The organism is Streptacidiphilus sp. EB129, assembly GCF_041262645.1.
Taxonomy (GTDB): Bacteria; Actinomycetota; Actinomycetes; order Streptomycetales; family Streptomycetaceae; genus Streptacidiphilus.
In genome coordinates this window covers 1-13,531 of record NZ_JBGCCS010000001.1, presented here as the reverse complement: position 1 = coordinate 13,531, position 13,531 = coordinate 1, and the positions used below count along the sequence as shown (strand labels likewise).

Genomic DNA, 13,531 nt, shown 5'->3' with positions numbered 1-13,531 from the left:
GGGAGGGCCGTCCAGCATTCTGGGAAGGTCTCTTCGGCCGGGCCCTCAGCCGCGGCCGTACTCCTCCTCGGCCCTCCAGAAGAACAGGTAGCCGCCGAGCCCGACGGTCACCGTCCAGGCCGTGACGGCGAGCCAGACGTGGTGCGGCAGCGCGCTGGCGGCGACGGAGTCCATCAGGGCGTAGCGCATCAGGTTGTTGAAGATCAGGGCCGGGTTGAGGTTGAGCGCGGTGCTGATCCAGTGCGGGACGTGGGCGGTGACAGTGCTGACGCTCCAGAAGATGCCCGAGAGATACATCCAGGTGCGCATGATGAACGGCATCAGCTGGGCCATGTCGGTGGTCTTCGCGCCGATCCGGGCCATGGTCATCGCCAGCCCCGCGTTGAACACCGACTGCAGCACGAGCACCGGCAGCACCAGCAGCCAGCGGAAGGTCAGCGGTTCGCCGGTGACCAGGATGATCACGCCGAGCACACCCATGGAGAAGACCAGCTGCTGCAGCTGGATCACGGTGAACGCGATCGGCAGGCACGCGCGCGGGAAGTGCAGCGCCCGGATCAGGCCCAGGTTGTCGGCGATCGCGCGGGTCCCGGCCAGCACGGCGGACTGGGTGAACTGGAACACGAACACGCCGGTGCAGAGATAGGCGATGTAGTTGGGGACACCCCGGTTGGTACCCAGCAGCAGACCGAAGACCAGGTAGAAGACGGCCGCGTTGAGCAGCGGTGTGAGCACCTGCCAGATCTGCCCCAGCCGCGCGGCCGTGTACATCGCGGTGAGCCGCGCGGTGGCGAACGCGACGATGAAGTGCCGCCGCCCCCACAGCAGCCGGGTGTACTCGGGCAGCCCGGGGCGGCGGCCGCTGACGGACAGTCCGAAACGCGCGGCCAGCGCGGCGGACGCCTCCGGCGCGGCGGTGGCGGCATGCGGCGGTGCCGCGGTCGCGCTGCCGCTGTGCTCGGTCACGCTCCGACGCTCTCACGTCCCCGGCACGGCGGCAGCGCGGGTGGGCCAAAGCGGGGTCGGACCACCGGCGGCCCGGACCGCCGCGGACCCCGACCACTGCGGACTCGAAGCACCACGGTTGGGACCGCCGCGCGGTCAGACCACCGGCGGGCGGCCCAGCCTGGTCATCCGCCAGACCGTGCCCCAGTGCATCGGGCGGCGCGGGCCGCAGGGGGTGCGCCAGCCCTCGGCGAAGCCGCCGAACCAGGCCCGCAGCGCCGGGCCCGACGGGCGCCGGGCCAGGGTCAGCAGCATCCAGGTGCCCAGGTACAGCGGCACCAGCGGGGCGGGCAGGTTGCGGCGGGCGAGCCAGACCCGGTTGCGCGCGATGTTGTGGTGGTAGGTCGCGTGCCTGCTGGGCAGCGTGGTCGGGTGGTGCAGCAGCAGATCGGCGCGGTACTCGATGTTCCAGCCCGCGTCCAGCGCACGCCAGGCCAGGTCGGTCTCCTCGTGGCCGTAGAAGAACTCCGCCGGGAGCTGCCCCGAGGTGGCGAAGACGGCGCTGCGCACCGCGCAGGCCCCGCCGAGGAAGGTGGTGACCTTGGACGAGTGCATCGGGTCGGCGGCCCGCAGCCGAGGGACGTGCCGGCGCTGGGTCACGCCGGTGTCCGGGTCGGCGATCCGGAAGCTGACGATGCCGAGGGAGCGGTCGGCCGCGAAGGCCGCGCGGACGAGTTCGGCGTCGCCGGCCTGCGGCAGCAGGCCGTCGTCGTCCAGGAACAGCACCACGTCCACGTCGGCGGCATCGGGCCCGAAGGCCTCGATGCCGACGTTGCGGCCGCCGGGGATGCCCAGGTTCGCCGTCGTCTCGACCCCGCGCACCCCCTGCGGGAGTTCGGGCACCGGAACGCCGTTGGCGACGACCACGACCTCGACGGCCGGGCCGTGCTGGGCGGCGACCGAGTCGAGCAGGGCCCTGAGCTCGGCCGGCCGGGTGCCCTGGGTCAGCACGACCGCGCCCAGGGTGAGCGGTTCGGCGGTAGCGGCGGGGGTCATCCGATCACCGCAGCCGGCTGGAGAGGACGATGCTGAGCAGGTGCAGCACCGTCTGCAGGACGGCGATGGCGGCGAGCACGGCCACCGCGATCCGGGTGAACAGCAGGTCGCCGTGCACGGCATCGGCGATCCCGGCCGCGAGCAGCACCAGCGAGGCCTCGACGCCGCCGATCAGGCGGTGGAACTTCAGCGCGGAGGCGAGCTTGCGGGCCCGGGCGACGCCGGAGGCGCGCGGCACCGAGGCGGAGTCATCGACGGCGGAGAGGCCGCGCCGGATCCGGGCCACGTCGACCAGGTCGGTCTCGGCCTTGATCAGGATCGCGCCGAGTGCCGCGAGCGTACCGAGGAAGGCCCACATCCAGGCGGTGCCGCCGTTGACCTTGAACAGGTCGGCGGCGCGCAGACCGGCGCCGGTCAGCAGCGCGGCCTCGGACAGGTAGTGGCCGACCCGGTCCAGGTAGACGCCGGTGGTGGAGGTCTGCTTGCGCCAGCGGGCGAGTTCGCCGTCGACGCAGTCCAGGCCGAGGTAGACCTGGATCAGCAGGGCGGCGACGACCGCGCCGGCCAGGCCGGGGATCAGCAGCGCCGCGCCGGCGAGGATCCCGGTGAGCATCATCAGCCAGGTCAGCTGGTTGGGGCTGACCGGGGCGTCGACCAGGTGGCGGGTGACCCGCGACGAGATCCGGCGCATGTAGATGCGTCCGGCCCAGTGCTCACCGGAGCGGCGGTCGAGCAGCCCCTCGGGGTGGGCGACCGCGCGGAACTCGGCCAGGGTGGGCTTGCCGCCCTTGCCCGGCTGAGGGCGTTCAGGAGCTGACGTGTTTGACATAGTCGGTGTACGCGTCCCGGATTGCGGAGGGGTCGAGGTCGAGGTGCTCCAGGATGGTGAACCGTCCTGGGCGGGTCTGCGGAGCGAAGTGCACGGCGGCGACGAACTCCTCGTCGCTGAAGCCGATCTGTGCGGCCACCACCGGCAGGCCGTGCCGGGCCAGCACCGCGCCCATCCGGCCGGCCAGCTCGTGCTCGCCGCGCAGGTAGGTGGCGAAGGTCGCGCCGAGGCCCACCTGCTCGCCGTGCTGGGCACTGCGGGTGGGGTGCAGCAGGTCCAGCGCGTGGCTGATCTCGTGGCAGCCGCCGCTGGCTGGCCGGCTGCTGCCGGCCACGTTCATCGAGATGCCGGTCAGCACCAGGGCCTCGGCCAGCGCGCCGAGCAGGCTGTCGTCGGCGATGCTGCCGGGGTGCAGCAGGATCGAGTTCCCGGCGGTACGGGCCATCGCGGCGGCCAGTCCGTCCACGCTCTCGCCGGTCTCGCGATGGGACAGCTCCCAGTCGGCGATGCAGGAGATGTTGGAGACCGCCTCGCCGATCCCGGCCGCGACGAAGCGCGGCGGGGCCTGCCGGATCACGTCCAGGTCGACGATGATCCCGATCGGGCTGGGCACCCCGTAGGAGCCGCGCCCGGCGTCGTTGTCCAGGGTGGAGACCGGGGAGCAGATGCCGTCGTGGGCCAGGTTGGTCGCGACCGCGACCATCGGCAGGCCGACCCGCGCGGCGGCGTACTTGGCCGCATCGATGATCTTCCCGCCGCCCAGGCCGACGACCGCGTCGTAGTGCCCCGAGCGCATCTGGTCGGCCAGGGTGACCGCCGAGTCCAGGGTGCCGCCCGCGACGGAGTACCACTCGGCGCCGGGCAGCTGCGGGGCGAGCCGCTCGCGCAGCGCCGCCCCCGAGCCGCCGCTGACCGCGACCGCGAGCCGTCCCGACGCGGAGATCCGCTGGTCGGCGAGGATCACGCCGAGGTCGTCCAGCGCCCCCGCGCGGATGTCGACGACCAGCGGCGAGGGGATCAGCCGGGTCAGTACTGGCACGCGATCTCCCGTCCCCTGGCCAGGTCCTCGTGGTTGTCGATCTCCACCCAGGACACCTCGCCGATCGGCTGCACGTCGATGCGCAGACCACGGTCGACCATCTCCTGGTAGCCGTCCTCGTAGTACAGCTGCGGGTCGCGCTCGAAGGTCGCCTGCAGGGCGGAGGCCAGGTCGTCGGCGGCGGACGGGTTGATCACGGTCAGGCCGATGTACTCACCGGTCGCCTCGGCCGGCTCCATCAGCTTGGTGATCCTGCGCATGCCCTTCGCCGGGTCGACGACGACCTTCATCTCCTCGTCGGCCAGCTTCTTCACGGTGTCCAGCGCCAGCAGGATGCCGGGGGCGTTGCCCTCCGCGGTCAGCGCGGCGTTGGCGTCCAGCATGGTGCGCTGCACCGAGGCCGGGTGCACGGTGTCGCCGTTGGCCAGCAGCAGGCCATCGCGGAACAGCTCGCGGGCGCACCAGAGCGAGTAGGCGTTGTTCCACTCCTCGGCCTTGTCGTTGTCGACCAGGTGCAGGGTGAGCCCGTAGGTCTGCTCCAGCGCCGCCTTGCGCTCGTACACCGCCTCGGCCCGGTAGCCGACCACGATCGCGACGTCCGTCATCCCGACCTCGGCGAAGTTGCCCAGGGTGAGGTCCAGGATGGTCCGCTCGCCGTCCACCGGCACCAGGGCCTTGGGGAGAGTGTCGGTGTAGGGGCGCAGACGACGTCCGGCGCCGGCGGCCAGAACGAGGCCGATCATGTGGTTCTCCGGTCCTTGTGGTGCGGGCTGTGGTGCGTGCGGGCGGATGCCGTCACGTGGCGGGGTGCCGCCCCGATCGTAGGCGACGTCCGGCGACGGGCCGCACGCGCGGGCCGGTCCCGTCCATCGGCGATCATCATCCCGGAAGGCCGTCCTCCGCCACAAGCCGCGTGGCACGGCCCGCCGGGGGCGTCCGGGGGCGTCCCGCGCGGTACCGGCGCGGTTCCCACCAGGACAAAGCATCCCCAACCGACCCTTCGCCATGATCGTCTCCTCCGGGTACGGCAGACTGGTCGGCGGCGGACTCCGCCGTCGACGCCGGGAGCGCAGCCCGGAAGCCACCAGCCGAGAGGTTGCCCATGCCGATCAGCGATCCGACCACCCTGCCCGCGAACGGAGCCGGTACCGCGCCCGAGATCCTGCTGGAGCTCGTCGACGAGCAGGGCCGCACCATCGGCACGGCCGAGAAGCTGGCCGCCCACCAGGCCCCGGGGCAGCTGCACCGGGCGTTCTCGGTATTCCTGTTCGACACCGAGGGACGGATGCTGCTGCAGCAGCGCGCTCTGAGCAAGTACCACTCCCCCGGTGTGTGGTCGAACACCTGCTGCGGCCACCCCTACCCGGACGAGGCCCCGTTCGCGGCGGCCGCCCGCCGCACGGCGGAGGAGCTCGGTGCCGCCCCGGTGCGGATGCAGCAGGGCGGGACGGTCACCTACAACCACCCCGACGAGGCCACCGGCCTGGTCGAGCAGGAGTACAACCACCTCTTCGTCGGCATCGCCGACCCCGCGCAGCGCCCGGACCCGACGGAGGTGGCGGCGGTCCGCTTCGTCACCGCCGAGGAGCTGGCAGAGCTGCGTGCGGCCAAGCCGTTCTCGGCCTGGTTCGGCACGGTACTGGACGCGGCCAGGCCCGCGATCCGCGAGCTGGTCCCCGGTGCGGGCTGGTAGCACGCCCGCCTGAGGCCGACCGGCCATCCGCCGATCGGCCTCAGCCCCGGGCACTGGAACCGGCGAAGGTATCCCGAAAGTATTCGCATCGGCATACCATGCTGACATGGCTGATACGACGATCAAGGTGTCCACGGAGACCCGGGACCGGCTCGCCATACTGGCGGGCGAGCAGGGAACCAGCATCGGGCAGTTGGTCGCCCGGCTGGCCGAGCAGCAGCCGACCGCCACGCAGATCGCCGAGCGCGTGCAGGAGGGCCGCCGGCTGATGCGTGAGCACTTCGGCATGACGCTCACCGATGGGGAACTCGACCAGGGCCCGGATCTGCTGCAGCGGGTCTACGCGATCGCGGCCGAGGACTCCCGTAAGAGGCTCGCGCCGGGGCGCACCGCGTGATCCTCCTGGATGCCAGCGCCTTGACAGCGCTGGCCGCCGGGCACCCACGGCTCCATCGGATCGTCGACAACGCCTTGCACTCTCCCTTCCAGCACCTGCTCGTGCCGGTGCTGTGCCTGGTGGAGGCTGAGATCAAGGACGAAGGGGCTGCGCGGGCGGTTCTGGCACTCCAGGCGATCGAGGTCCAGCCCCTGGACGCGGTCAGCGGAGTCACCGTTGCCGGCATGGTCCGGGACGGCTACGGCAGCCCGGATGTCTGCCATGCCATCGCTGCCAGCCTGCCCACGCCGTTGCAGCCGACACAGCACCTGATTCTGACGGCTCGCCAGCAGGACTATCCGCCCGGCATCGTCACCGTCGACATCGACGATCCACGGCTGGACGGGTAGCCGCCCCACGGGGTCCCCGCCGTGGCGGCGGGGACCCGCTGTGTGCGCGGTGGTGCGCGCGGTCACGGCGTGAGCGTGCGCAGGATCCCCCCGATCCGGGCCAGATCGGCGGGCCCCTCGGCCCGAACGGTGCGGGCGGCGACGTCCGCCACTGCGGCGGTGTCGGCGGCGTCGACAGCGGTGTCGGTGTCGGTGGTGAGGGCGAAGCCGACCGACGGGGTGACGGCCGAGGCGAGGTAGGCGTTCAGGCCGGTGAGCAGGAAGTCGTCCAGCGTCCCGGCGAGGATGCGGAGCAGTGCCGCGCCGCCGGCCGCCACCGTGAGCGTGACCCGCGCGCTGCGGCTGCCGAGGTCCAGCTCGACGGCGACCGGGCCCTCGTTGTCGCTCTGCACCAGGACGGTGAGATAGCCCGAGTCGGGCCCGGCCGAACGCCAGTAGGCGTCCGCGCTGCCGGCGGTGACCCGCACCGGCGACGCGAGGGTGCACTCCTGCCGCGCCTGCTGGGCGAGGGCGTCCGCGAGCAGTGCGCAGGGCGTCAACTCCTCGTCCAACAGCGGAACGGGGCCGGACAGTTCGACCGTGTGCCCGGCCATGATGTGGGCGGCGAGCAGCTGTTGCACCGCCCGGTGCATGAACCGGCCGCCGTGCAGCACGATGCGCGGATGGCCGGCGAGCTGCTCGGGGGTCGCGCTCTCCAGGTCGACGACGCGGTAGTCCTGCCCGGCGTCGCGGAGCCGCTCGTGCAGCGCCCGGAGCGGCCTGCCGCAACCGGTGCCGGACGGGTCGTCCGCGACCACGTCGGGCAGCCAGGCCGCGATCGCCGCGTACGGCGCGTACAGGCCCCAACTGGCCTGCGTGGCAGGGAGGGCGGCGAGGTACTCGGCGCCGTGGACGGCGAAGAAGTCGCTCAGCATCCGCACCGTCGCGGCCTTGTCGGTGGGGCGGCCCTGCGCGTCGACCGGCGGGCAGTCGGGGTAGGGCGCGGAGTGCATCAGGTCGAGGTCGTCGCCCCAGCCCGACGTGGCCACGCCGGTGTAGACGTTGATGCCGGTGGCGCCCACCGCCAGTGCCAGCAGGCTCTGGTGGAAGCTGGTCGCCCCGGCGGCGTAGGCGCGGTCGTAGAGCTCGGAGAAGCCCCAGTTCTCCTCCAGGTTCGGACCCGGGGCGCGCTTCGCGGCGAGCACGTAACGGGCGTGTGCGGTCCGGTCGCTGGAGACCACGCCCATCCAGTTGGTGAAGCCGTAGTGGATGCCGTTCCAGCGCTCCGGGCGGACGCGGGAGAGCCAGGCGTCGAAGGCGTGCGCCTCCCCGGCCGGCGGGTTGAGGTTGACCAGGACCGGGACCGCCGGACCCAGCGCCTCGGTCCAGCCGTGGTACGCCTCGGCGAGCAGGTCGGAGTGGTAGCGGCCCCAGTCGGCGAGCGCCAGTTCCGCACGGGCGTCGGCCGGGACCCCCCGCTCGCGCGGCGGTTCGACGGCGGACCACTCCCGGTGCGCGGTGCCGTGCACGGCGTTGTAGGCGTCCAGGCTGCCGTACCGCCGGTGCAGACCGGCACGGAAGAAGGTCAGGCCGGGCTCGCTGTAGTCGTACGCCCACAGCGGCAGCGCGCCGTCGGTGAACAGCCCCTCGTTGGCGATCTGGACCAGGACCACCGGCCCTTCGGGTGTCGTGGTGGCCGACAGCACCTCCTTGCCCACCGCGCGGAGCCACTCCCCGACCCGCGCGCCGAAGTGCGCGCCGACCGGGGACGGCAGCGGCCAGCGCTCGATACCGCCGTCCGGGTCGTGCCGGGAGCCGTTCCAGAGGACCGGTCGGCCGTCGGCGTCCAGCGAGGGCTCGACCTGAGCATTCGTCAGCGGGCAGATCCAGTCCGGGAGTCCGCCGTAGTTGGTCTCGGCGTGGATGAAGGGCCCCGGCTTGGCGATGACGCCGAGCCCCAGTTCGGCGCAGATGCGCAGATAGCCGAGCAGGTCGCGGTCGGGCCGGGTGGCGCCGGTGAAGTCCGGCGGCAGATCGGCCTCGGGCTGGTGGTGCCGCCACGGGAAGTAGCTGGTCACGACGCGGATGCCGGTGGCGTCGCGCAGGGTGCGCAGCCGCTCCCGCCACACCGACGGGTCGTCGCGGTAGTACGGGTAGTCGGCGGTGGCGAGCAGGCCGGGGGCGCCGTCGGTGTGCAGTACGCCGTCACGGAGCTCGATGAGCACGGATGGTCCTCAATTCCGGTGTGGGATGCGTTGGGGAGGGCGGGGACGCGCGGGGGTCAGTCGCCGGCGCGGGTGCGGCGGATGGTGTCGCGGTACCAGTGCGCGCTCTGCTTGGGGGTCCGCCGCTGCGTCGCGTAGTCCACGTGGACGATGCCGAAGCGCTTCTCGTAGCCGTAGCCCCACTCGAAGTTGTCCAGCAGCGACCAGGCGAAGTAGCCCCGTACGTCGGCGCCGGCCGCGCGGGCCGCGGCGACCGCGTCGAGGTGCCGGGCGTAGTAGGCGGTCCGGTCGGGGTCGTCGACCTCGCCGTCGGGTCCGGGCCGGTCGTCGAAGGCGGCACCGTTCTCGGTGACGTAGATCGGCAGGCCCGGATAGTCGCGGCCGAGCCGGACCAGCAGGTCGGTCAGTCCGTCCGGGGTGATCTCCCAGTCCATCGCGGTCACCGGCAGGCCCTGCGGCACCTGCCGGGTGACCGGGAGACCGTCCACCAGCTCGCGGCCCTGTTCGTCGGAGCCGGAGAAGACGTGGCTGGTGTAGTAGTTGACGCCGAGGAAGTCCAGCGGCTGGGCGATCACCGCCAGGTCACCGTCCTGGACCGGGAGCCGCAGGCCCCGCGCGCCGAGGTCGTCCACCACGTCCGCCGGGTAACTGCCCAGCACCAGCGGGTCGGTGTAGATCCGCGTGCCCAGGCCGTCGGCGCGGCGGGCCGCCTCGCGGTCCGCACGGGCATCGGTGGCGGGCAGCGCGTGGGCGGTGTTGAGGGTGATGCCCACCTGGATCGGGCCGGGGGCGGTCGCGCGCAGCCGCTGCGCGGCGAGGCCGTGGCCGAGCAGCAGGTGGTGCACGGCGGCCATGGCGTCGGCGGGGTCGGTCCGGCCCGGTGCGTGCCTGCCGGTCTCGTAGCCCAGCACCGCGGAACACCAGGGCTCGTTCAGGGTGGTCCACCAGCGGACCCGGTCGCCGAGCGCGCCCATGGCGAGCCCGGCGAAGTCCGCGAACCGGTGCGCGGTGTCCCGCGCCGGCCAGCCGCCGGCGTCCTCCAACTCCTGTGGCAGGTCCCAGTGGTAGAGGGTGACCCAGGGCAGGATGTCGCGGGCCAGCAGTTCGTCCACGAGCCGGTCGTAGAAGGCCAGGCCGCGCGTGTTGGCGGCACCGCTGCCGCCCGGCTGGATCCGGGGCCAGGAGAGCGAGAAGCGGTACGCGTCGACGCCGAGCCCGGCGATCAGCTCCACGTCCTCGGGCATCCGGTGGTAGTGGTCGCAGGCGACGTCGCCGTTGTGACCCTCGAACACCGCACCGGGGACGCGGCAGAAGGTGTCCCAGATGGAGGCGGTGCGGCCGTCCTCGAAGGCCGCACCCTCGATCTGGTACGCGGAGGTGGCGACACCCCAGAGGAAGTCGGCGGGCAGGGCGGGGACAGCCGTGGCAGGCGCGTCGGCCGCGTGCGCGGCGGCCCCGGGCTCGATGCGGGTGGTCATGGGTCACTCCAGTCGGCGTCCGTGGCGAGGGGGAGCGTGCGGTCGAGCGGGAGCGTGCGGTCGAGCGGGCTCGGCGTTGGAGGGGGCGAGAGAGCGCTCTCTGGATGACTGGAGTGTCGCCGCCGGACTCCATGGACGTCAAGAGCCCACTCATCCGACCCACCATGTGTGCGAGACCTGAAGGCAGGTCACATCCTGGCAACGTCTCCGACTTCGACTCTTGACAGCACTGCCACCCCGCGCCAGGCTCCCGGCAGCAGAGAGCGCTCTCCTGGCTCAGTCGCCGAGTTAACTCTTTGTTGCCGGAACGTGATTGACGGGACGGAGGCTACCCTGGTTGACTCCGCCACGAAACCGGTTACGGAACCGCTTTCGGAACCGGTTCCACCCCCTTCTCCACCACCGGTTCCGGCCTGGTTCCACTCCACCCGCAGCAGCCGATCAACGACGAACGGAGGCGGACCGGACATGCCGATCACCATCGCCGATGTGGCCGCCCATGCCGGGGTCAGCAAGACCACGGTCTCGCGGGTCCTCAACGGCAAGGGCGAGCTGAACGCGGAGACCGCGGCCCGCGTCCGGCAGGTCATCGCCGAACTCGGATACGTCCCCAGCGCGGGGGCGGTGGGCCTGGCCCGTGGCAGGACCAGGATCGTCGGCATGCTGGTCCCGTCGCTGACCTGGCCCTGGATCGGCGCGGTGCTCCAGGGCGTGATCGACGTCGTAGAGGCCGAGGGATTCGGCCTGCTGCTGTTCACCTGCAACCGCGGGGCGGAGTCGCTCCGAAGCTTCGCCCAGCAGGTGTCGGCGAAGTCCTTCGACGGACTGCTGGTCATCGAACCCGAGGGCACCCTCGACTACATCACCGAACTGCACGACGCCGGGCTGCCGGTCGTCCTGATCGACGACCGCGGCCACCAGCCGCTCTTCCCCTCGGTCGCCACCACCGACCGGGCCGGCGGCGAGTCGGCGGCCCGCCATCTGCTGGAGCTGGACCGGCGGCGACCGATCGTCGTCACCGGCCCCGAGCACTTCGGCTGCGCACAGGAACGGCTGGCCGGCTTCGCCGGGGTGTACGCGGCGGCACAGTCGCCGCTCCCGCCGTCGCGGGTGCTGGTCGGCGACTTCACCGTCGAGGAGGGGTACCGCCTGGTCGCCCGGGCGCTCGCCGACGGGGTGGAGTTCGACGCCGTCTTCGCCCAGAACGACCTGTCCGCGACGGGCGCGCTGCAGGCCCTGCGCGAGGCCGGGCTGCGGGTGCCCCAGGACGTGGCGGTGGTCGGGTTCGACGACGTGCCGCTGGCCTCGTACACCGACCCCGCGCTGACCACCGTGCACCAGCCGCTGCAGGAGATGGGCGAGGCCGCGGCCCGGATGCTGCTGGCGCACTTCCAGGGGACGCCGCTGCCGGTGACCCCGCAGATCCTGCCCACCACCCTGGTCGTCCGGGACTCCACCCGGCCGTAGTCCGTTACCGGCCCGCCGTCCTGACGCACCGTCATCACGGCACTCCGGAGTCCCGCACCCCCATCCCCTCACCCCTCCGCGGAGGCCGCGCCCTCCCGCGATCCCGCACGCCTCCACACCACCACAGCTCCGCACGGCACCACAGCTCCGCACGGCACCACAGCAACCCGGCATCCTCCCAACGGCATTCTCTGAAGTGGGGACTCATGCGCATATCCCGCACCACCGCCGCCCTCGTCGTCGGCGGCCTGGCGATCACCTGCCTCGCTGCCTGCGGCAGCAACCCGGGAAGCAAGTCCAACGGCGGTTCCGCCGCCGGAGTGCTGAACATCGGCATGCCCGACGGGCAGATGACCGACAACAACAACCCCTTCCTCAACACCTCCGCCAGCGCCGCCCTCGGCTACCGCTACATGATCTACGAGCCGGTGGCCATGGTGAACGACGCCAAGCCCGCCGACGCGGCCAAGCCCTGGCTGGCCACCAAGTGGACCTGGACCAACAACTACAAGACCCTCACCCTCACCGTCCGCGACGGCGTGAAGTTCTCCGACGGCTCCCCGATGACCGCCGACGACGTGGCCTACTCCTTCCAGATCCTCAAGGACCACACCGCACTGAACTTCAACGCCCTCGACATCGCCGACGCCTCGGCGAGCGGCAGCACCGTCACGGTGGACTTCAACACCTCCCAGTTCGTCACCCAGGCCAAGGTGCTGAAGACCTTCGTGGTCCCCAAGGCGATCTGGTCGAAGATGTCCGACCCCGGCACCGACCCGGTCACCAGCCCGGTCGGCACCGGCCCCTACACGCTGAAGTCGTTCACCCCGCAGACGGTGACGCTGAGCGCCCGCAACTCCGGCTACTGGCAGACCGCGCCAAAGGTCGGCGAGCTGCGCTACACCTCCTACACCGGCAACGACGCCGAGACCACCGCCCTGGTCAGCGGCGCGGCCGAGTGGGGCTACGTGTTCATCCCCAACGCCAAGACGGTGTACGCGGGCAAGGACCCGGCCCACTACAAGCTCTACTTCCCGCCGACCCTGAGCGCCGACGGCCTGTGGATCAACACCACGCTGAAGCCCTTCGACAACCCGGCGCTGCGCAGGGCCATGGCGATGGTGATCAACCGCGAGGACATCTTCAACCAGGGCGAGTCGGGCTACTTCAAGCCGCTGATCAGCAATATCACCGGGCTGCCGACACCGGCCGGCGACTCCTTCATCGCCACCCAGTACCAGGGGCAGAACGCCACGGTGGACGTCGCCGGAGCCAAGAAGGTGCTGACCCAGGCCGGCTTCAGCTACGCCGGCAACACCCTCAAGGACCCCACCGGCAAGCCGGTCACCATCACCCTGACCGACCCGGCCGGCTGGTCCGACTACCAGACCGACCTGAGCATCATCGCCGACAACTTCTCCCAGATCGGCATCCAGGCCACGATCGACAAGGCCGACGAGAACGCCTGGACGAAGAACATCGGCAGCGGGAACTTCCAGGCCGCGATGCACTGGAGCAACGGCGGCGCCACCCCGTACGACATGTACGAGAACATCATGGACGGCGCGAGCCTCAAGGCGATCGGCACCGACAGCCCCGGCGGCAACTACGGCCGCTTCAACGACCCGGCCGCGACCCAGGCGTTGAAGGACTACGCCAACGCCCCCGACGAGGCGACCCGGACCGCGGCGCTGACCACCCTGGAGCAGATCATGGTCGACCAGGTCCCCATGATCCCGACCTCGGCGGGCAACGTCGGCGCCGAGTACTCCACCAAGAACTGGGTGGGCTGGCCGGACGACGCCAACCCCTACGCCGGCGCCCAGCCGACCATCCCGGAGGCGCTGGACGTGGTCCTGCACCTCACCCCCGCCACCAACTAGTCCACCCTCCACCGCTCTCTCCCGCCGGTCGTGCGCCCCCCCCCCCCCCCCCCCGGGGGGGGGGGCCCGGGGGGGGCGCCCCCCCCCCGGGGGGCGCGCCAAATAAGGGGGTTGGAACACGCACCCCCCCCCCCCCCGAGCCCCCCGCCCC

The 13,531-nt window shown here is 71.9% G+C and carries 12 protein-coding genes; 5 read left to right on the top strand and 7 right to left on the bottom strand.

Annotated elements, in window-relative coordinates:
* Nucleotides 1–45: 45 nt before the first annotated feature.
* From ABH925_RS00060 to ABH925_RS00040, 5 genes are all read right to left on the bottom strand, one after another.
* Nucleotides 46–966 carry an ABC transporter permease gene (locus ABH925_RS00060; protein WP_370144346.1) on the bottom strand — a complete coding sequence of 307 codons (921 nt, stop codon included), beginning with the start codon at nucleotides 964–966 and terminating at the stop codon, nucleotides 46–48.
* 135 nt (nucleotides 967–1,101) lie between these two features.
* Nucleotides 1,102–2,001, bottom strand: a complete 900-nt coding sequence (locus ABH925_RS00055) for a glycosyltransferase family 2 protein (RefSeq protein WP_370144345.1) — start codon at nucleotides 1,999–2,001, stop codon at nucleotides 1,102–1,104.
* Between the two features lie 4 nt (nucleotides 2,002–2,005).
* On the bottom strand, nucleotides 2,006–2,830 hold the full coding sequence (locus tag ABH925_RS00050) for a CDP-alcohol phosphatidyltransferase family protein (RefSeq protein WP_370144344.1): 825 nt from the start codon (nucleotides 2,828–2,830) through the stop codon (nucleotides 2,006–2,008).
* The gene (locus ABH925_RS00045; RefSeq protein ID WP_370144343.1) at nucleotides 2,808–3,869 is read right to left on the bottom strand and encodes an iron-containing alcohol dehydrogenase family protein; all 1,062 of its coding nucleotides are present in this window, start codon (nucleotides 3,867–3,869) and stop codon (nucleotides 2,808–2,810) included. Before ABH925_RS00045 ends, ABH925_RS00050 begins: the two co-directional genes overlap by 23 nt.
* Nucleotides 3,857–4,612: a sugar phosphate nucleotidyltransferase gene (locus ABH925_RS00040; RefSeq protein ID WP_370144341.1), complete on the bottom strand. Its 756-nt coding sequence runs from the start codon at nucleotides 4,610–4,612 to the stop codon at nucleotides 3,857–3,859. The genes ABH925_RS00045 and ABH925_RS00040 overlap by 13 nt, the downstream gene beginning before the upstream one ends.
* Nucleotides 4,613–4,971: 359 nt before the next feature.
* Between ABH925_RS00040 and idi the strand changes: the two genes are divergently transcribed.
* The 3 genes from idi (at nucleotide 4,972) to ABH925_RS00025 (ending at nucleotide 6,348) form a co-directional block, all read left to right on the top strand.
* The gene (idi, locus tag ABH925_RS00035) at nucleotides 4,972–5,562 is read left to right on the top strand and encodes an isopentenyl-diphosphate Delta-isomerase (protein WP_370144340.1); all 591 of its coding nucleotides are present in this window, start codon (nucleotides 4,972–4,974) and stop codon (nucleotides 5,560–5,562) included.
* Nucleotides 5,563–5,668: 106 nt separating this feature from the next.
* The gene (locus ABH925_RS00030) at nucleotides 5,669–5,959 is read left to right on the top strand and encodes a hypothetical protein (protein WP_370144339.1); all 291 of its coding nucleotides are present in this window, start codon (nucleotides 5,669–5,671) and stop codon (nucleotides 5,957–5,959) included.
* The gene (locus ABH925_RS00025; RefSeq protein WP_370144338.1) at nucleotides 5,956–6,348 is read left to right on the top strand and encodes a hypothetical protein; all 393 of its coding nucleotides are present in this window, start codon (nucleotides 5,956–5,958) and stop codon (nucleotides 6,346–6,348) included. The genes ABH925_RS00030 and ABH925_RS00025 overlap by 4 nt, the downstream gene beginning before the upstream one ends.
* Before the next feature lie 62 nt (nucleotides 6,349–6,410).
* Here ABH925_RS00025 and ABH925_RS00020 read toward each other — a convergent pair whose 3' ends face one another.
* Together ABH925_RS00020 and ABH925_RS00015 are read right to left on the bottom strand one after the other, a co-directional pair.
* Nucleotides 6,411–8,552, bottom strand: a complete 2,142-nt coding sequence (locus tag ABH925_RS00020; RefSeq protein WP_370144337.1) for a beta-galactosidase — start codon at nucleotides 8,550–8,552, stop codon at nucleotides 6,411–6,413.
* Nucleotides 8,553–8,608: 56 nt separating this feature from the next.
* Nucleotides 8,609–10,030 carry a GH1 family beta-glucosidase gene (locus ABH925_RS00015; RefSeq protein ID WP_370144336.1) on the bottom strand — a complete coding sequence of 474 codons (1,422 nt, stop codon included), beginning with the start codon at nucleotides 10,028–10,030 and terminating at the stop codon, nucleotides 8,609–8,611.
* A 468-nt stretch (nucleotides 10,031–10,498) separates the two neighbouring features.
* Here ABH925_RS00015 and ABH925_RS00010 point away from each other — a divergent pair, with 468 nt between their 5' ends.
* Together ABH925_RS00010 and ABH925_RS00005 are read left to right on the top strand one after the other, a co-directional pair.
* The gene (locus ABH925_RS00010) at nucleotides 10,499–11,497 is read left to right on the top strand and encodes a LacI family DNA-binding transcriptional regulator (RefSeq protein WP_370144335.1); all 999 of its coding nucleotides are present in this window, start codon (nucleotides 10,499–10,501) and stop codon (nucleotides 11,495–11,497) included.
* A gap of 206 nt (nucleotides 11,498–11,703) precedes the next feature.
* Complete coding sequence (locus ABH925_RS00005; protein ID WP_370144334.1) at nucleotides 11,704–13,380, top strand: ABC transporter substrate-binding protein; 1,677 nt, start codon at nucleotides 11,704–11,706, stop codon at nucleotides 13,378–13,380.
* The last annotated feature ends 151 nt before the right edge of the window (nucleotides 13,381–13,531 follow it).